The organism is Arthrobacter sp. Ms25, assembly GCF_059090365.1.
Genome location: NZ_JBNHFP010000002.1, coordinates 609,756 through 628,784 on the forward strand (window position 1 = coordinate 609,756; position 19,029 = coordinate 628,784).

Below are 19,029 nucleotides of genomic sequence, written 5' to 3' on the forward strand. Positions count from 1 at the left end.
TAGGCCCGCAGCATGCCGCCGCCTTAAGCTGGTAGTTGTAGCTTTGCCCGGCGGCGAAGAACCGTGCACCGTTTCCGCGGTGGTGCGGATGCCAAAGGGACCAGAAGAGGACCGCACCCAGCGGCCCTCTAGACACGAAAAGAACGGCGGTACCATTTCCATGGCTTCGACCAAATCCAAGCTGGATCCGATCATCTCCCTCGCCAAGCGCCGAGGCTTCGTCTTCCAGTCGGGAGAGATTTACGGCGGGTCCCGGTCCGCCTGGGATTACGGCCCCTTGGGCGTCGAACTCAAGGAAAACATCAAGAAGCAGTGGTGGCAGCACATGGTCCGCGGCCGCGACGACGTCGTCGGACTGGACTCCGCCGTTATCCTGCCCCGCCAGGTCTGGGAGGCCTCCGGCCACGTCGAGGTCTTCTCCGACCCGCTCGTGGAGTGCCTGAGCTGCCACAAGCGCTACCGCGCCGACCACCTCGAAGAGGCCTACGAGGAAAAGAAGGGCCACGCCCCCGAAAACGGACTGGCCGACATTGCGTGCGCCAACTGCGGCACCAAGGGCCAGTGGACCGAACCGCAGGAATTCTCCGGCCTGCTCAAGACCTTCCTCGGCCCCGTGGCCAACGAAGAGGGCATGCACTACCTGCGCCCGGAAACCGCGCAGGGCATCTTCGTGAACTTCAACAATGTCCTGACCACCTCGCGGAAGAAGCCGCCGTTCGGCATTGGCCAGATCGGCAAGAGCTTCCGCAACGAAATCACGCCGGGCAACTTCATCTTCCGCACCCGCGAGTTCGAGCAGATGGAAATGGAATTCTTCGTCGAGCCGGGCACGGACGAGGAATGGCACAAGTACTGGATCGAGAACCGGTTCAACTGGTACGTGAACCTGGGCATCGACCCGGAGAACCTGCGCCTGTTCGAACACCCGCTGGAGAAGCTGAGCCACTACTCCAAGGGCACCACCGACGTCGAATACCGTTTCGGTTTCTCCGGATCCGAGTGGGGCGAGCTGGAAGGCATCGCCAACCGCACCGACTTCGACCTCGGCACGCACTCCAAGCACTCCGGCACGGACCTGAGTTACTTCAACCAGGCCACCAACGAGCGCTTCACTCCGTACGTGATTGAGCCCGCCGCCGGCCTGACCCGTTCCTTCATGGCGTTCCTCGTGGACTCCTACACCGAGGACGAGGCACCCAACGCCAAGGGCGGCGTCGACAAGCGCACCGTCCTGAAGCTGGACCCGCGCCTGGCACCGGTCAAGGCAGCCGTGCTGCCGCTGAGCCGCAACGAGGACCTCTCGCCCAAGGCCAAGGACCTCGCCGCGCAGCTGCGCCGCAACTGGAACATCGACTTCGACGACGCCGGCGCCATCGGCCGCCGGTACCGCCGCCAGGACGAGATCGGCACCCCGTTCTGCATCACCGTGGACTTCGACACCCTCGAAGACCATGCAGTGACCGTGCGTGAACGCGACACCATGGCGCAGGAGCGCGTGAGCCTGGACAAGGTCGAGGGCTACCTGGCCGAACGCCTGATCGGCGCGTAATGGCAATTTCATTCCGCGAATGGCGTGAAGACGACGATCTCAAGCTCAACCAGCTCTGGGGCGACCCGGAGAGCCCGCAGGCCGGACAGTTCCGTGCCGTGCTGCGTCCCTCCTCGAACGAACCGTGGAGCCGCTGCATCGTGGCCGAAGACGACGGCATTCCGGTAGCCGCCGGCGTCGTCTACGAGACCAGCCTGCATCCGGACCGGCTGTGGGCCTACGTGGAGGTCGCCCGGGAAAACCGGCGCACCGGACTCGGAGGCACACTGCTGGCCATGCTGCGCAAGGAAGCCGAATCCGCGCCGTCGGGCGTCACCAAGCTGCGGGCGAAGGTGGAGCCGGGCACGCCCGCCGCCGCCTTCGCCGAAGCCGCCGGGCTCACCCCGATCCAGCGGTCCGCCGTGGTGCGGGTGGAACCGGGCCGGCTGAAGCTGCCCGTGTTCAACGACGACGGCCCCCAGCTGGACGAAGCCGCTACGGGTTCCGTGGAACTCACGCAGGCTGTGACGCAGTTCTACAACGCGGTGCACGAATGGGACCGCGCCGACATGACCCTGGGCCGCGCCCAGCAGATGCTGCTCAATGACGCCACCGGTGCCTCCGGTGCCGTGGTGCTGCGGGATAAGCCGAAGAAGGATGGCGGAAAGATCGCTGCCTTCGCGGTGAGCTACACGCAGGAACGCACCGAGGAGCCCGCTGATGTCCTGGTGGGCTACGACACCACCCTCGACGCGGACGAGGCGCGGGCTGCAGTGGAGTCGCTGCTGGCCATGCTGGCGTACCAGTATCCGGTGCAGCTGGAAGTGGATGAGTCCATGACCGCAGTAGTCCGGGCCCTGGCCCCGCTGTTCAAGGCCGGCGCCGCCCGGCAGGTAGGGAACGAAACGCTGATTCTCAGCGACTAGCCCTCCCCGCTTGCGGCAAAAGGCGGTCCGGGCACAACGCCGGGGCCGCCTTTTGTGTGCACGGCTCCGGGGCTGCCTGCGCCGCCGGCGGGCGCCTCACCGCACGTGCGACCTGCGGCCTGGATAGGCAGCATCAGCTGTACGGAAGGCGATATGCGGGCCGCTTCGCGGGAACGCGCACAGGATTTGCATCGGCTTGCGAGAATAGACAGGTGACTGTTTTATCTCCGGAACTCAAGCTCGAGCTTCCCCCGCTGCAACTCGGCCCGATCACCGTGGACACCCCGGTGATCCTGGCTCCCATGGCCGGCATCACCAACAAGGCGTTCCGCCGGCTCTGCCGTGAATACGGCGGAGGCCTCTACGTGACCGAAATGGTCACCTCCCGCGCGCTGGTGGAACGTTCGCCGGAGTCGATGCGGATCATTAAGCACGACGACGACGAAAAGGTCCGCTCCGTCCAGCTTTACGGTGTGGACCCCAAGACCGTTGGTGCTGCCGTGCGCCTCCTGGTGGAGGAGGACCGGGCAGACCACATCGACCTGAACTTCGGCTGCCCCGTACCGAAGGTCACCCGCAAGGGCGGCGGCTCGGCCCTGCCCTGGAAGCTGGACCTGTTCACCGCCATCGTGCAGACCGCGGTGAAGGAAGCCTCCCGCGGCAACGTGCCGCTGACCATCAAGATGCGCAAGGGCATCGACGAGGACCACCTGACCTTCCTCGACGCGGGGAAGATCGCCCGCGATTCCGGCGTCGCCGCCGTGACCCTGCACGGCCGCACGGCATCGCAGTTCTACTCCGGCAAGGCCGACTGGTCCGCCATCGCCGAACTGCGCGAGGCCCTCCCGGACATGAACGTCCTGGGCAACGGCGACATCTGGTCCGCCGAGGACGCCATCCGCATGGTGCGCGAAACCGGCGTGGACGGCGTCGTCATCGGCCGCGGCTGCCAGGGCCGCCCGTGGCTCTTCGGCGACCTCGAAGCCGCGTTCGAAGGCAGCACGGCACGGCACCGGCCGGGGCTGAAGCAGGTCTCGGACAGCGTGTACCGGCATGCCGAGCTGCTGGTGGAAACCTTCGGCGACGAAGTGATCGCCCTGCGGGACATCCGCAAGCACATGGCATGGTACTTCAAGGGCTACGTAGTGGGGGGAGACCTCCGCGCTAAACTGGCGACGGTACCGTCCCTGGCGGTGCTCCGTGAACTGCTGGACCAGCTGGATCCCGAGGCTCCGTACCCCGGCACCGATGCCGAAGGGCCGCGGGGCCGGGCCGGTACACCCAAAAAGACAGCCCTGCCGGAAGGTTGGCTGGACGGGCGGGAACTCAACGCTGCCCAGAAGGCCATCATCTCGGCAGCCGAACTCGACGTATCAGGCGGCTAAAACACCCCATGACCTTCCCGCAGGCAGTTTCCACCGCAGGTTATACCGACGTCGATCTGGCCCGCTGGGTTACAGAACCGGCGAAAAACACCAACCGCACCCAGTTCGGCCGTGACCGTGCCCGCGTGCTGCATTCCTCGGCGCTGCGCCGGCTTGGGGCCAAGACACAGGTGGTGGCCCCGGATACGGACGACTTCGTGCGGACCCGGCTGACGCACAGCCTCGAAGTGGCGCAGGTGGGCCGGGAGCTGGGCAACGCGCTCGGCTGCGACCCCGACGTCGTCGACGCCGCCTGCCTCTCCCATGACCTGGGCCACCCGCCCTTCGGCCACAACGGGGAGACAGCGCTCAACGATATTGCCCATGCGATCGGCGGCTTTGAAGGCAACGCCCAGACGCTGCGGCTGCTCACCCGGCTGGAACCGAAGATCATCGCCCCGGACGGCACGCCGGCCGGGCTGAACCTCACGCGCGCCAGCCTCGATGCCGCTACGAAGTACCCGTGGTCCATCGCCGATGCTCCGCTGGTGAACGGGCACCGCACCACCAAGTTCGGCGTCTATGAGGACGACCTGCCCGTCTTCACCTGGCTGCGCAACGGCGCCCCGGACGGCCGTTCCTGCCTCGAGGCGCAGGTGATGGACCTGGCAGACGACATCTCCTACTCGGTGCACGACGTCGAAGACGCCATTGTTGCCGGACACGTCCAGCTCAAATGGCTGGACAACCCGGACCAGCGCGCCCGGGTGGTGGGCTACACCCAGCAGTGGTACCTGCCCGGCGTCGACGCCGCCGCCATTGAGGCCGCCCTTGCGCGGCTGGAAGCCACCCCTGTCTGGGTGCGGGAATCGGACGGCAGCCGCCGGGCCATGGCCGCGCTGAAGGACATGACCAGCCAGCTGATCGGCCGGTTCTGCAACAGCGCGCTGGAAGCCACGCGCGGCATCTACGGCACCGATCCGCTGACCCGATACCACGCCGAAATGGTGGTTCCCGAGGCCACCCAGCTGGAAATCGCCGTCATGAAGGGCCTGGCCACCACGTTCGTGATGACCACGGACCAGCGCCAGCCGCTGTACGAACGCCAGCGCGAAATCCTTACGGCCCTGGTTGCCCAGCTCTCGGCCACCGGGGATCGGCACCTGGATCCGATGTTCGCCGCCGATTGGCGGGACGCGGCCGACGACGGCGCGCGGCTGCGCGTCGTCGTCGACCAGGTCGCCTCGCTGACGGACGGTTCGGCACTTGCCCTCCACGAGCGGCTGGTAGGCCCGGTTCCTGCACTCTGGTAGTCCGCTGATTCCCGCGGGTGCTCTGGCGGTGGGGGGTTTGGACCGTTAGCCTCTGGCGCGGGGTGGTTCAGCGTCTCCCGAGTCACTCTCGGGAGGCGGTCGGCCGACACGCGCACCCGAGGACATCATCCATGAGCAGCCATCAGCACACTGTTCCTTTCCGCCGCCGCCATGCCAGGGAATGGGCGGGCAAGTCCCGCTTCCGTGTTGCGGCGGTGTTCCTGACCGGGCTGCTGCTGGCAGTTCCGTTGGCGGTACCGGCGCAGGCAGTCATCGATCCCGGGCCCGTGCGGGGGAACGACTCTGTTCGAAACTCGAACACGGACATCGTCATCACCTCCCTCGGTAACGGGCGCGCCGTGTCCGGTGCGCTGCCGCCCCTTGGAACCAGCTGGTCGGTGGCGAGCTATCCGTCATCCATCCCCGGGAATTATGAGCGCGAAGACGTCTCATTTGCCGGCATCATCAACACCCAGGATGCCTACGGCACCACCACGGCCGAGATGTACTGCATCGATCTCCGTACCAGTACACGGGTCAATGTCGGCTACGGCGGCGGCACCTGGGATGAGTCCAACGTGCCGAACATCGGCTACGTCAACCGGATCCTGAACACGTATTACCCAAGCTCGAACCTTCCCGCCGGCTTGGATGACAACACCCGTGCGGCTGCCGTGCAGGCAGCCATCTGGTTCTTTACGGACGGGTACATCGTTGATCCGCGCAGCTCGCTTTACCGGACTGTGGCAGGCATCGTGAACGCCACCATTGCTGCAGGTCCGCTGGAGGAGCCGGATCCTCCGGCGATCGCGATCACGCCGCCCACCACGGGAGCCCCGGTAACCGGAGTTGCCGGGCCGCACACCGTGACGTCGGAAGCGGACGAAATCGAGGTCACGGTGGACGAAGGGTTCAGCCTTTACGCGGACGCTGCGGGGACGGTTCCGCTGAACAGTCCCGTGCCCAGCGGAACGCAGGTCTGGGTGCGAAGCGATACCGGCGCTACGGGGCCGGCGAATATCTCGGCCCGGGCCGCGGTCACCGTTCCGACGGGCAACGTGTATCTGTACGACGGCGGGACCGCGGGGCTGGACACCGCACAGAAGCTGATCCTCGCGGTCACACGCGAGCTGAGTTCCAATGCGACGGCGTCCGCTGCCTTTACCGAAGTGGGCTCGCTGGAGGTCACCAAGTCCATCGAGGGCCCCGCCGCCGGCAGCCAGGACGCTGTGGTGATCAGTATCGACTGCGGACCCGGGTACCAGTTCACCTTCAATGTCCCTGCCGAAACCACCGGGACGGTGTCGGAGACCTTCAACGACATTCCGGCAGGCACGGTCTGCAGCATTACCGAGCCCACTGACGGCGGCAACGACAGCGTCCAGGTCAGCACAATCCTGCCCGGCGACGTCACGATCGTATCCGGAACCACGGCCACGGCGACGGTCACTGACACGTACACCTTCGCCCCCGGCACGCTGGTGGTCGCCAAGACCAACACGGGGGAGGCCGCCGGGGCCCAGGGCGAGGTAACCATCTCCGTGGTCTGCACCCTGGACGGCACCACGGTCCTGGACACCACGGTGACCATTCCGGAAGGGACACTCACCCCGGACACTGCGGAGTTCCCCGACCTGGCGGCGGGCACAGCCTGCACCGTCACTGAAACAGGGACCGGGGAAACCACCGCCGTGAACGTCACGGTTACCGGGGAAGGGACGGTGACCGTGCCTGCCGGAAGCAGCGTCACCGCGGCACTGACCAACGACTACACCTTTGCTCCCGGGACCCTCGCTGTCCGGAAGGACATCGCCGGGCCCGGCGCCGGCCGGCAGGGTGTCGTCACCCTGCAGGTGACCTGCACCGCCGGAGGTGCGACGGTCCTGAACGAAACCGTCACGATTGCGGCCGCCACCTCAGAGCCGACCACGGAGGAGTTCGAGGGCCTGGCAGCCGGAGCCACGTGCACGGTCACTGAGACGGCCAATGGTGCCACCACCGAGGTCAGCGTCACCACTGTGGTTGATCCTGCGGGCGGAACGGTGACGATTCCTGCCGGCGGAGGCGCGGAAGTGTCGGTCACCGACACCTATACGGTCAATCCCGGGGCACTGGTAGTCGACAAGGTGATCCTCGGCCCGGCGGCCCGTGAACAGGGTCCCGTCACAGTCTCGGTCATCTGCACCTTGGATCGGGAAGAAGTAATCCGGCAGGACCTCACCATTGAGGCAGGTGCCGGGGGCACCGTTCCCGGCACCGTCAGCGGCATTCCAGAGGGAGCGGTCTGCGCGGTCACGGAGCCGGTCACGGGCGAAACGTCCACCGTTGAGGTCATGGTGGACCTGCCCGAAGAAGTGACCATAGCCGCCGGGGAAACGGCGGAAGCCACCGTCACCAACATTTACGCGGTGAAGCCGGGCTCCTTGTCCGTCACCAAGGCCATTGCGGGTGCGGGGGCAGGGAACCAGGATGCGCTCGAGATCGATGTCCTGTGCACCCTGGACGGGGAGACGGTGTTCGAGGAGGTTTCCAACGTTCCGGCCGGGACCACCGAAGAGGTCGGAGCACTGTTCGAGAACATCCCCGCCGGCGCCATCTGCACCATCACGGAGCCGGTCACCGGGGAGAGCGCCGTCGTCACCGTGGTCACGGACCTGCCCGGCGACATCGAAATCCTCGCCGGCGAGACCATCAACACCACGGTGACAGACACCTACAGTTTCGTCCCGGGGACGCTCGTCGTCACCAAGGTGTTTGCCGGCGAAGCTGCCGGGCAGCAAGGCGAGGTAGTGCTCCAGGTGTCCTGCGGCCCGGACGGTTCGGTGCTGGACGAAACGGTACGGGTACCGGCAGGGGCCACCGGCGAAGTGACTGCCGAATTCGACGGCCTGACGGCGGGCACCGAATGCACGGTAACGGAATCCGGTACCGGCGCGACCTCTGCGGTGCAGGTGCAGGCGGAGCTCCCCGGACCGGTGACGGTGCCCGCCAATGGAACGGCCACTGCGATTGTCACCAACACCTACGCGTTCGCAGAGTCACCGGCGCCGGCACCTGATCAGGAAGACCGCCCGGGGCTTCCCTCGACCGGGGTGGAGATCCGGACCGGAGCTTACCTGGCACTGGCTGCAGGTCTGAGCCTGCTCGGGGGACTTGGCATTTTCCTCAGCCGGCGCCGGGAAGGGTAGCGAAGCCCGGTCCTTTGACTTGGTGAGCCCGGCGCCCTGAGCGGGAGTGGATCAGGAGGACGGTGCGCACAGGGATTCGGCAGGACATCGGACGTTCCTGCAAGACGGTAGGAAGTTTAGGAAGGAAACCGGAAGTAAAGTTGAAGTCATGGCCGGACTGATCAAGCGTGAAGATATCGATGAAGTGCGGCTGCGCACTGACATCAAGGCCGTGATTGACGGATACGTGACCCTGAAATCCGCGGGCATCGGCTCCTTCAAGGGACTGTGCCCGTTCCACGACGAGCGCTCGCCGTCCTTCCATGTCCGCCCGCAGGTGGGCACCTACCACTGCTTCGGCTGCGGGGAGAGCGGCGACGTGATCTCCTTCGTCCAAAAGATGGACCACGGAACCTTCTCCGAAACGGTGGAGAAGCTCGCCGCCCGGCTCGGCTACGAACTGCACTACGAAGACGGCGGTACCGGTCCGCGCCGGGAGGACGTCGGTAAGCGCCAGCGGCTGCTGGATGCGCACAAGGTGGCCGCGGAGTTTTACCGCAGCCAGCTCGGCAGCCAGGGGGCGGCGGCAGCCCGGACATTCCTTCAGGAGCGGGGCTTTGACCCGGCGGCGGCGGAGCACTTCGGTGTGGGCTATGCGCCTCAGGGCTGGGATTCGCTGCTCAAGCACCTGACGTCCAAGGGCTTCACCCGCGAGGAACTGGCCGAGACCGGGATGTTTTCCACCGGCTCGGACGCTTCCCGGTTCTATGACCGGTTCCGCGGCCGGCTGATCTGGCCCATCCGCGATCTCACCGGTGCCGTGATCGGCTTCGGGGCCCGCAAGCTCTACGAAGACGACCAGGGCCCCAAGTACCTCAACACCCCCGAGACCCCGTTGTATAAGAAGTCCCAGGTGCTGTACGGCATTGACCTCGCCAAGCGGGACATCGCCAAGACCCGGCAGATTGTGGTTGTGGAAGGCTACACCGACGTGATGGCATGCCACCTCGCCGGCATCACCACCGCCGTCGCGACCTGCGGTACCGCCTTCGGCACCGACCACATCAAGATTGCCCGCCGGCTGCTGTCCGACGACGGCACCGGGGGAGAGGTCATCTTCACTTTCGACGGCGACGCCGCCGGCCAGAAGGCGGCCCTCCGTGCCTTCGAAGAGGACCAGAGGTTCACCGCGCAGACCTACGTGGCCGTGGACCCCAACGGCATGGACCCCTGCGATATCCGCCAAACCCACGGCGACTCCGCCGTTGCCGAACTGATTTCCTCCCGCCGTCCGCTGTTCGAGTTCGCGATCCGCTCCACGCTGCGCAAGTTCGATTTGAATACCGTGGAGGGCCGCGTCTCGGCACTGCGTGCAGCGGCACCGGTGGTGGCGGACATCCGCGACCCGGCTATGCGGCCGGCCTATGCAAGGGAACTCGCCGGATGGCTGGGAACCGACGTCGACGACGTCAGCCGGGCGGTCAACGCCGCCGCAAAACGCGGCAAGGCATCCCCCACCGGAGACGGGGCGGGCCCGCAGTCCCCGACCGGACGGCGTCAGGAAGGTCAGCCGTCCCGGCAACAAGCCGGCCAGCGCGGCGGCCCGCAGCAGTATGGCCAGCAGTCCCGGTTCAGTGAGCCTTCCCCGCAGCAGTGGCAGGGCCGGAACCCGGCGCCCACCTATGCCCGGCAGCCTGAACCGGAGGCCGCGCCTGCGGTCAGCTCTCCCGGCCTGAACGATCCAGCCGCCCGAATGGAACGCCAGGCCTTGGAGGTCGCGCTCCAGCAGCCGGGAATGCTCGACGCCGGGCAGTGGGAACGGTTCAAGGCCGTCCGGTTCACCGTCCCCGCCTATATAGCTGTCCACGACGCGATCCGCGCCGCAGGAGACGCCGGAACCGCCCCCGCCGCCTGGGTGGAACGGGTGCGCGGGGAACTGCCGGAGCCGTTGCGCGGACTGGTCAGCGAGATGGCGGTGACGCCCCTGCCCGCCCGTGACGCCGATGCGCTGGCCATGTACTGCCGAGACATCCTCAACCGCCTTTTTGAACTGCAGGTAACGCATCTGAAGGCGGAGAAGCTGGGCCAGCTGCAGCGGCTGGACCCCAACGCGGACCAGGAGTTGTTCCACCGACTCAACCGCGAGCTCATGGAGCTGGAAATGCAGCGGCGGGCCCTGCGGGGGGACCAGTAGGGGCCCTGCACCGTCCGGTTGGGTGCCGATTTCGTTTCGGCGCGGAATCTCTGTAAAGTAAAACCTGCCGCTTTCCCCCGTAGCTCAATTGGCAGAGCATTCGACTGTTAATCGAAGGGTTACTGGTTCGAGTCCAGTCGGGGGAGCAAACATAAATCCCTGACCTGCAGCTGTGCAGGTCAGGGATTTTTTTGTGCTTCCCGAACGGGTGGTTCACCGGCCACCAAGGCGCCAAGCATGGCACCCAGTCCGCACGCCAGGACATGCGCCTGCGCAAGCGGCATCCACCAGCAGGTCCAGGAAACAGGGCTGCCGCCTCCCTGCGGATCGGGCTCTCCTGCCTCCCAGCGGGCGGAGAGGCTGCCGGCCGGCGGGATCCTCACCCGGTCGGATGGTTCCGGCGGGAACCTGTACGCCGGTGATTTCCATCGGGATTGCCTTATGGGTGAAGACAAGCAGGTGCTCCTGCTGCACGGCGTAACAGACGACCTTGCGGACCGGTTTGGTCATGCGCAACAGTCTCACAGGATGCCGGCGCCGCGGGGGAGGGCCTTCGGCCGGGGGTATCGCGGCGGGCCGGTTCGGCAGCACTCCGAACTTCCTGTATAGTTGAGGACGCCGCTTTCCCCCGTAGCTCAATTGGCAGAGCATTCGACTGTTAATCGAAGGGTTACTGGTTCGAGTCCAGTCGGGGGAGCAAGCAAAGGGTCTGCGCCCGGGTTTCCCGGGTCGCAGGCCCTTTTTTCATGCCCTGCTCGACCTGCCCTGCTCCATGCGAGGCCGGAAACCTGTGAGGTGAATGACACCGGCCCGGGCCCTGACGGACCTTGGTGCTATCCGCCGAATCGGAGAACTGCCCGCGGTTCGGCCCGAATTCCGGGACAAAGACCTCCGGCCGGCCCGGATCGTTGCCCGCCGATCTGTTGCTGAAGCCGCACTCCGGCCTACCGTGCAGCAGCAAGCGTGCTTACTGTTATGCGTAGGCTTAAGTGTTTTGACACCAGTCACATGTACGCAGCTAGCTCAACAGAAAACGAGGAACGGTCGATGGGCGCGACTCAGCCAGGACCCTACAACGGCGGATCCGAACGGGTGGCCCACCCCGGCAGGGTGATCGGTGTCACCGTTGCCGCAGCGGTGGGCGGCCTGCTCTTCGGTTTTGATACCGCCGTCATCAACGGCGCCGTGGATGCCATCGGCGAGGAATTCACCCTCAGCCCGGGTGTCCTGGGCTTCACGGTGGCCATCACGCTGCTGGGCTGTGCTGCCGGCGCCTGGTTCGCCGGCCAGCTGGCAGACAAGCTGGGGCGGAAATTGGTGATGGTGGGTGCCGCGGTACTGTTCGCAGCCAACTCCGTGGGATCCGCGCTGGCCTTCTCCGAATGGGACCTCATGCTCTGGCGGCTGATCGGCGGCCTGGCCATTGGAACCGCGTCGGTCATCGCACCGGGCTATATCGCCGAAGTGGCGCCCGCCAAATGGCGCGGTGCGCTCGGTTCCGTCCAGCAGCTCGCGATCACGCTCGGTATTTTTGCCGCCCTGCTCTCGGACGCCTTCCTGGCCAACAGCGCCGGCAGCGCGCTCGGCGAACTCTGGTGGGGGCTGCCGGCCTGGCGCTGGATGCTTCTGGTCGGTGTCGTGCCAGCGATCGTCTACGGCATCCTGGCGCTCACCATCCCAGAATCCCCGCAGTATCTGGTCCGCAAGAACCGGGATGCGGAAGCAGCAAAGGTCCTCACCACCATTTCCGGCGTGACGGATTCGGACCGCAAGATCGCCGATATCCGCGACAGCTTCAAGAGCCCGCAGCCGACCTTCCGCGACCTGCGCGGCCCCCGCTTTGGACTCCAGCCCATTCTCTGGGTGGGTATGGCCATCGCCGCATTCCAGCAGCTGGTCGGCATCAACGCGATCTTCTACTACTCCACCACCCTGTGGAAATCCGTGGGCTTCAGCGAGAGCGATTCCTTCACGACGTCGGTCATCACCTCGGTGGTCAACGTGGTCATGACCCTGGTGGCCATTGCTTTCGTGGACCGCATCGGCCGCCGCAGGCTGCTCATGATCGGCTCCGCGGGCATGTTCGTAGGCCTGCTGGCGGCAACGGTGTCCTTCTTCCAGGCCGTGGACGTAAACGGTGAGGTATCCCTGCCCGGCATCTGGGGTCCGGTGGCCCTGGTGGGCGCAAACCTCTTCGTCGTCTTCTTCGCCGCCACCTGGGGTCCGGTCATGTGGGTCACGCTGGGCGAGGTCTTCCCGAACAACATCCGGTCCCTGGCCCTGGGGCTGGGCGCCATGGTCAACTGGATCTTCAATTTCATCGTTACCCTTGCCTTCCCGTGGGTCAGCGATAACTTCGGGGTCTGGATCATGTACGCCATCTTCACCGCCTTTGCGGTCCTGTCCTTCTGGTTCGTCAAGACCAAGCTTCCCGAGTTGTCCGGCCGCGAGCTGGAGGACCGTGAGGGCCTCGAAACAACCTAAGGGCCGGCTGGGGCGCAAGGGCAAAGTGATAATACTGAGGGGAATGGTAATTTGGGGTTATGGCAACGGTGAATACTGAACAGGGGACGGAGGCTGGGCGCATGAACCGCTCCGCTAGCACTCGGACACAGCGAACGGCGGGGAGCTCGTCGCTGGTGGGGCTGGCGAAGGTCATGGCCCGCCTGACGCCGCGCCAGCTGAATGACGAGTTCGCCCTCGCCACCGCCGAAATGAAGCAAAAGGGCATCAAAGCCGGCATCGCCGCGGCCTTCATGGTGGTGGCGCTGCTGATGGTTGCCGCTTTGGCAATCTCGCTGCTCGTCGCCGCCATCATGGCCCTTTCGCTGATCATGCCGGCCTGGCTGGCTGCTCTGCTGGTGGCTGCCTTGTTCCTGGTGATCGCAGCTATCGCCGGATTCGTTGGCTACAGCCGCTTCAAGAAGGCCCTGCCGCTGCTGCCGGAAGAAGCCATCCGCGGGGTGCGCTACGACCTCGGTGTGCTGAAGGAAGGCCGCCGCTTCGACCCGGCCACCCTGGACAAGCCCAAAGAGCCGAAGGAAAAGAAGGCGGACAAGGCCGACAAGCCCGAAGGTCCGAAGCAGCCCACACCCGAGGAACTGCGTACCCGCGCCCGCCAGCGCCGTGAGCACCTCGCCGCCGTCCGCGACGGACTGGGTGAGAAGGTTGACGTCAAGGCCCGCATCCAGGAACTGAAATCCCGCCGCGCAGCAGCCGGCCGCGGCACGCAGGACGCCTCCGGCGGTCCCTCGACCGCCGATGACGTGCTGGCCCTGATCAAGGAACGGTGGCAGCCGCTGTCGGTCCTGGCTGCCTCGCTGCTGGCGCTGCTCATCATGTTCCGCCGGCTCGCGCGAAAGTAAGCTGTACTCGTACATCTTTGACGAGGGGAACGGACCGTGATCAGATTTACCGGTGCCGGAGCACGTCCCGATACGGAACTTACCGTATTGGACCGCTTCTGGACCCTGCCGAATCTGGTCACGGTCCTTCGTTTTCTCGGCATCCCCCTCTTCGTGCTGTTCATCAGCCAGGACCGTTACGGAAGTGCCTTCCTCACGCTGGTCGCGGTGGGGTGCACCGACTGGATTGACGGCTATCTGGCCCGCCGGTTGAACCAGGTTTCCGTCACCGGCCAGTGGCTGGACCCGGTCGCGGACCGGCTCGCCCTGATCATCGTGGCGACAACCTTCGTGCTGGACGGCATCGCCCCGGCATGGCTGATCCTCAGTATTGCCATCCCGGATGCCGTCCTGATCGTCAATTCGCTGCTGCTTTTCCACGGCAACCCGGACCTGCCGGTGAGCTTGCTGGGGAAAATCCGGACCGCGCTGCTCCTGCTGGGTGCACCCCTGCTGCTGCTGGGCCGGGTAGACAGCGTCGACTTCCAGTGGCTCTCCTCCGCCGGTTCCGTCATCCTGGCACTGGGCTGCATCGGCCACGTTGCCGCCGCCGTCGGATACCTGGTGGCCGCATGGCGAAAATACCTGCACCAGCGCGGACACGTCCCGGCCGGAACCGGAACCGGCCATGCACCCTAGGACGGCATCCGGCCGCCGGTGCCAGACATCCCGGCCCGGGCACCGCCAATGGTAGGCATTGCGGTTGCCTGCGCCCTGGCCAGCGCCTTCTTCCTAGCCTTTGGTGCCCAACGCCAGGGAAGCGCCGTCAAGGCGGACACGGGCGGGCTGGGACTGAACTCCTCCCAAATCAGCCGCCTGCTGCGCAATCCGCGATGGCTCCTTGGCCTCCTGCTGCTAGGCACCGGTATGGCGCTGAACGTGGCAGCACTGTCCATGGCGCCCCTGACGGTAGTGCAGCCGATCGGTTCCATTGCGCTGGTGATTACCACTGTGGTGAACTCACGGGACCAGGGCCTGCACATGAACCGGATCACCGTAGCGGCTATCACTGCCTGCGTCGCCGGCAGCATGCTGTTCGTTTCCCTGGCCATCCTGGTCACGAGGTCCGGGCAGGTGGTGGAGCCGCGGCAGGAGGTGACAATTGTCCTCATCCTCGCCGTCGTCGTGGTCTTCTTCGGCGGGTTGAACCTGGTTTTTGGCAAGCGCTTAGGTGCTATTGCCCACATCCTGGGAGCCGGCATCCTGTTCGGGTTTGTTGCGGTCCTCACCAAGGTGATCGCCGGTGACCTGCTCAATCCCAACGGCCGGTTCCTGCTGAATGTGCCCTGGTACACCGTCGTGGCGATTGCCGCCGCCGGCGCGCTGGGTTCCTGGTTCGTGCAGAACGCCTATTCCAGCGGCCCGCCGGACCTGGTGATTGCCGGATTGACCGTTATCGACCCCATGGTCGGCATTGCCATTGGCATTGGAGTGCTGCACGAGCTCCGGCCGGACGTGCCGGCAGTGGCGGCCGTGGCCATGTCAGTGGCAGCCCTGATTGCTATTGTTGGGGTCATCGCCCTGTCCAGATACCACCCCGACGTTATCCAGCGTCGCAATGAGGCGCGGCGGCGGCAGAAGCCGGCCTCAAAGACTCCGAAAGCAGGACCAACCACGTGACCGACGCACCGGTAGACAAACCGCTGACAATCCTCATTGCCTGTGACACCTACCCTCCCCACCTGAACGGGGCCGCTCAGTTCGGTTACCGATTGGCCCGGGGAATGCACGGACGCGGGCACGACGTCCATGTCCTGGCCCCGAATGACATCAACGGCGGCAGCCGCAGCGACCTCGAGGGCGAATGGCCGGTGCACCGGCTGCGTTCCCACGGAGTGCCTACCCACGAATACTGGCGGATCTGCCTGCCCTGGGAGATCAAGAAGGAAATTGCACTGCTTTTCGACCGGGTGCAGCCCGACGTCGTGCATATCCAGTGCCATTACATGGTGGGGGAGTACACCCTCTACGAGGCCCGCAAGCGCGGCATCCGCGTCATCGCGACCAACCACTTCATGCCGGCGAACCTGGATCCGTTCCTGCCGTTCCCCAAGTGGTTCAAGCGCATCGTGGCGACCAACTCCTGGAAGGACATGGGCAAGGTGATGGGCCAGGCGCAGGTTGTCACCACGCCCACGCCGCTGGCCGCCGAGGCCATGTACCGCCATGCCTTCCTGCATGACGTGATGGCGCTGTCCAACGGCATCGACGCGTCGGTGTATGAGCTGCATCCCGGCGAGCAGATTACCCCGCACGAAGGCCCCACGGTCCTGTTCGTCGGCCGGCTGGCGGAAGAGAAGCACGTGGACGTCCTGATCGACGCCGTCGCCAAAACCCCGGCGCACCTGGGTGTGCGGGCCGAGATTGTCGGCGGAGGGGAAGTCCGCACCGCGCTGGAAGCCCAGGTCCAGCGGCTGGGCCTGCAGGACAGGGTGGTCTTCCGGGGACTCGTCTCCGACGAGGAACTGCGCGAAGCCTACCTAAAGGCCGATCTGTTCTGCATGCCGGGAACGGCGGAGCTGCAGTCCCTGGTGACGCTGGAAGCAATGTCGGCGTCCAAGCCGGTCCTGCTTGCCGATGCCATGGCCCTGCCGCACCTCGTGGAGAAGGGGCGCAACGGCTACCTCTTTACTCCGGGCGACAGCGAGGAGTTGGCCGGCCGCATTGCGGAAATCCTCGAACTCCCCAATGACGAGCGGCAGAAGATGGGCCGGATCAGCCGCGAGATGGTGGACCGGCACAGCCTGGAAGCCACGCTGTCCACCTTCGAAGACCTCTACCGCGGGGATCCCGGAAAACCGGTGCCCGCAGCCTGATTGGTTGTCCGGTCCCCGGACCCACTAGGATGGCATCGATGCCTTTCGGCAAGGGGGCTGTAGCTCAGCTGGTCAGAGCAGCGGACTCATAATCCGTGGGTCGTGGGTTCAAGCCCCACCAGCCCTACAATGCGTGCGCGACATCGGCAACACCCCGGTCTTCGGACCGGGGTGTTTTCTTTTGCCCCCGGACCGGAGCCGGAGAGCCCTCCCCGCAGTGCAGGCGACAGCAATTTCCACCGCGCATTGTGATCGTTGTTACTGGTGGGTAACATTGGCTCTGCCGGTTCCCGGACGGGCACCAGTGGATCACCGATGATCAGCAGCGAAGGACATTTTCCATGGGAATTATCGACGTCGACAACCTTCCGTACCCGGACGGCGACTTCTACGCATTCGAGGACCTGCTCACTGAGAAGGAGCGCGACCGCCTGCACGAAATCCGTGCGTGGCTCAACGCCGAGGTCAAGCCGCACGCAGCAGACTGGTGGAACGCCGGTGAATTCCCGCACCACATGATTCCCAAGATCGCCGAGCTGGACGTCATGAGCCCGGTCTACCGGCAGGGTTACTCCAACCTCTTCGCCGGTCTCTGCCACGCGGAAATGACGCGTGCGGATACGTCGTTCGCGACCTTCATGGGTGTCCACGACGGCCTCTTCACCGGTTCCATCGAGGCCCTGGCCTCCGAGGAGCAGAAGGCCGCCTGGCTGCCGGACATCTACGCCATGAAGAAGATTGGCGCCTTCGGCCTGACCGAGCCGCTCGGCGGTTCCGACGTCGCCGGCGGCACCCGGACCACCGCCCGCCGCGAAGGGGAGAACTGGATCCTCAACGGCGAAAAGCGTTGGATCGGCAACGCGACCTTCTCCGACTGGGTGGTCATTTACGCGCGCGATCTCGAGGACAACCAGGTCAAGGGTTTCCTGGTGGATACCAAGACGCCGGGGTACTCGGCCACCAAGATCGAAAACAAGATTGCGCTGCGCACGGTCCAGAATGCCGACATCGTCCTGGACAATGTGGTGGTCAGCGACGACTTCCATCTCAAGGGCGCCAACAGCTTCCGCGATACCAACAAGGTCCTGAAGGTTACCCGCCTCGCAGTGGCCTGGCAGGCCGTGGGCCAGCAGATGGCAGCCTTCGATGTCGCGCGGAAGTACGCCGTGGAGCGTAAGCAGTTCGGCAAGCCCCTGGCATCCTTCCAGTTGGTGCAGGAGCAGCTCGTGAAGATTCTGGGCAACACGGTCAGCTCCCTGGGCATGATGGTCCGTCTGGCGCAGCTTGAGGACCTGGGGCAGGCCAAGGACGAGCAGTCCGCGCTGGCCAAGGCATTCACCACCGCACGCATGCGCGAATCGGTGGCCCTGGGCCGCAGCATCCTGGGCGGAAACGGCATCGTGACCGACTACGGCATGGCCAAGATCTTCGCCGATGCCGAAGCCATCTACTCCTATGAGGGCACCTACGAGATCAATACCCTCGTCACCGGCCGCGCCATCACCGGAGTTGCCGCGTTCGTCTAATCCTGCGATGCCCTCCGGGGCCAATGACGACCTATCCCGGCCGGATCCTGCCCGAGGATCCGGCCGGATGGTTTAACTGGCGCATGGTTCACCCCCTGCCGGATCCGGGACGGAAGAGGGTTGTTGGCGCCGGCCGGTGGCGTGCCGGAAGGTCCGGGCCCGACAGGGGGAGAAGCACCGAAGGCCTGCGGTCGGATACATAGCCCAGCGGGTCCTTGTACACCCCGTGCAGGCGCACACCCCAGTGCAGGCATCCCGTGCTGCAGTGTGATTGCGCTTCGGGCCCAACCGATCCCACCACCGCGCCCTTGGCCACGACCGCACCCACCTGTACGGAGGCCTCCACCGGTTCGAAACTGCTCTTCAGTCCTCCGCCGTGGTCAATGGTCAGGACCTCCCTGTCCACTACCCGGCCGGCAAATACAACGCGCCCTTCGGCAGGAGCCCTTAGCCCGGCACCGGCGGACGCCGCGAGGTCTACGCCCCGGTGCCCCGCCAGCCACCGCTGCGCCGGGGGCTCGAAACCGCGGACGAGGGACGGCGCCGGATCCAGCGGCCAGACCCAGGGCGGAGAGTAAGCCCGAACTGCCGGCGGAAACGGGTCGGCTGCTGCCGAAGGAACCGGGATGTCCGCCGCCAGCACGGCCGCAAGCACCAACACCGTACGGATTCGTTTCATGCTGCAACCATCCGCCCGTACGGACACCCGAACCCGGCGCGCCGTACCGCCTGTGGACCGTCCGGAACGCAGGGCCGGCTGGGGAGGGGCGGTGGGGGAGAAGCGGGACAGC

At 65.6% G+C, this 19,029-nt stretch carries 13 protein-coding genes and 3 tRNA genes; 15 read left to right on the forward strand and 1 reads right to left on the reverse strand.

All coding sequences use genetic code 11. The features are described 5' to 3' along the window. The first annotated feature begins 160 nt into the window (after window positions 1–160). The 15 genes from AC5RT8_RS07330 to AC5RT8_RS07400 all read left to right on the forward strand — a co-directional run bounded on the left by AC5RT8_RS07330 (window position 161) and on the right by AC5RT8_RS07400 (window position 18,238). The gene (locus AC5RT8_RS07330; protein WP_494095048.1) at window positions 161–1,549 is read left to right on the forward strand and encodes a glycine--tRNA ligase; all 1,389 of its coding nucleotides are present in this window, start codon (window positions 161–163) and stop codon (window positions 1,547–1,549) included. Then, the gene (locus AC5RT8_RS07335; protein ID WP_494095049.1) at window positions 1,549–2,454 is read left to right on the forward strand and encodes a GNAT family N-acetyltransferase; all 906 of its coding nucleotides are present in this window, start codon (window positions 1,549–1,551) and stop codon (window positions 2,452–2,454) included. Before AC5RT8_RS07330 ends, AC5RT8_RS07335 begins: the two co-directional genes overlap by 1 nt. 212 nt (window positions 2,455–2,666) lie before the next feature. Continuing rightward, window positions 2,667–3,839: a tRNA dihydrouridine synthase DusB gene (gene dusB / locus AC5RT8_RS07340; protein WP_494095050.1), complete on the forward strand. Its 1,173-nt coding sequence runs from the start codon at window positions 2,667–2,669 to the stop codon at window positions 3,837–3,839. An 8-nt stretch (window positions 3,840–3,847) separates the two neighbouring features. Further along, complete coding sequence (locus AC5RT8_RS07345) at window positions 3,848–5,131, forward strand: deoxyguanosinetriphosphate triphosphohydrolase (RefSeq protein ID WP_494095051.1); 1,284 nt, start codon at window positions 3,848–3,850, stop codon at window positions 5,129–5,131. Window positions 5,132–5,262: 131 nt separating this feature from the next. Continuing rightward, window positions 5,263–8,319, forward strand: coding sequence for a thioester domain-containing protein (locus AC5RT8_RS07350; protein WP_494095052.1), 3,057 nt, complete (start codon window positions 5,263–5,265; stop codon window positions 8,317–8,319). Between the two features lie 148 nt (window positions 8,320–8,467). Beyond that, window positions 8,468–10,492, forward strand: coding sequence for a DNA primase (gene dnaG / locus AC5RT8_RS07355; protein WP_494095053.1), 2,025 nt, complete (start codon window positions 8,468–8,470; stop codon window positions 10,490–10,492). Window positions 10,493–10,565: 73 nt separating this feature from the next. Beyond that, window positions 10,566–10,638, forward strand: a tRNA-Asn gene (locus AC5RT8_RS07360). A gap of 478 nt (window positions 10,639–11,116) precedes the next feature. Next, window positions 11,117–11,189 (forward strand) — tRNA-Asn (locus AC5RT8_RS07365). Window positions 11,190–11,539: 350 nt separating this feature from the next. Next, complete coding sequence (locus AC5RT8_RS07370; RefSeq protein ID WP_494095054.1) at window positions 11,540–12,976, forward strand: sugar porter family MFS transporter; 1,437 nt, start codon at window positions 11,540–11,542, stop codon at window positions 12,974–12,976. A gap of 101 nt (window positions 12,977–13,077) precedes the next feature. Then, window positions 13,078–13,857 carry a phage holin family protein gene (locus AC5RT8_RS07375; RefSeq protein ID WP_494095055.1) on the forward strand — a complete coding sequence of 260 codons (780 nt, stop codon included), beginning with the start codon at window positions 13,078–13,080 and terminating at the stop codon, window positions 13,855–13,857. 36 nt (window positions 13,858–13,893) lie between these two features. After that, window positions 13,894–14,535 (forward strand): CDP-alcohol phosphatidyltransferase family protein, encoded by a 642-nt coding sequence (locus AC5RT8_RS07380; protein ID WP_494095056.1) that lies wholly within the window; start codon window positions 13,894–13,896, stop codon window positions 14,533–14,535. Window positions 14,536–14,583: 48 nt separating this feature from the next. After that, complete coding sequence (locus tag AC5RT8_RS07385) at window positions 14,584–15,516, forward strand: DMT family transporter (RefSeq protein WP_494095057.1); 933 nt, start codon at window positions 14,584–14,586, stop codon at window positions 15,514–15,516. Beyond that, window positions 15,513–16,712 (forward strand): glycosyltransferase, encoded by a 1,200-nt coding sequence (locus tag AC5RT8_RS07390; protein ID WP_494095058.1) that lies wholly within the window; start codon window positions 15,513–15,515, stop codon window positions 16,710–16,712. The genes AC5RT8_RS07385 and AC5RT8_RS07390 overlap by 4 nt, the downstream gene beginning before the upstream one ends. A 53-nt stretch (window positions 16,713–16,765) precedes the next feature. After that, a tRNA-Ile gene (locus tag AC5RT8_RS07395) sits at window positions 16,766–16,839 on the forward strand. A gap of 214 nt (window positions 16,840–17,053) precedes the next feature. Next, on the forward strand, window positions 17,054–18,238 hold the full coding sequence (locus AC5RT8_RS07400) for an acyl-CoA dehydrogenase family protein (RefSeq protein ID WP_494095059.1): 1,185 nt from the start codon (window positions 17,054–17,056) through the stop codon (window positions 18,236–18,238). Window positions 18,239–18,326: 88 nt separating this feature from the next. On the opposite strand, the gene AC5RT8_RS07405 is transcribed toward AC5RT8_RS07400, so the two are convergent. Further along, window positions 18,327–18,917, reverse strand: coding sequence for a M23 family metallopeptidase (locus AC5RT8_RS07405; RefSeq protein ID WP_494095060.1), 591 nt, complete (start codon window positions 18,915–18,917; stop codon window positions 18,327–18,329). Window positions 18,918–19,029: the final 112 nt, after the last annotated feature.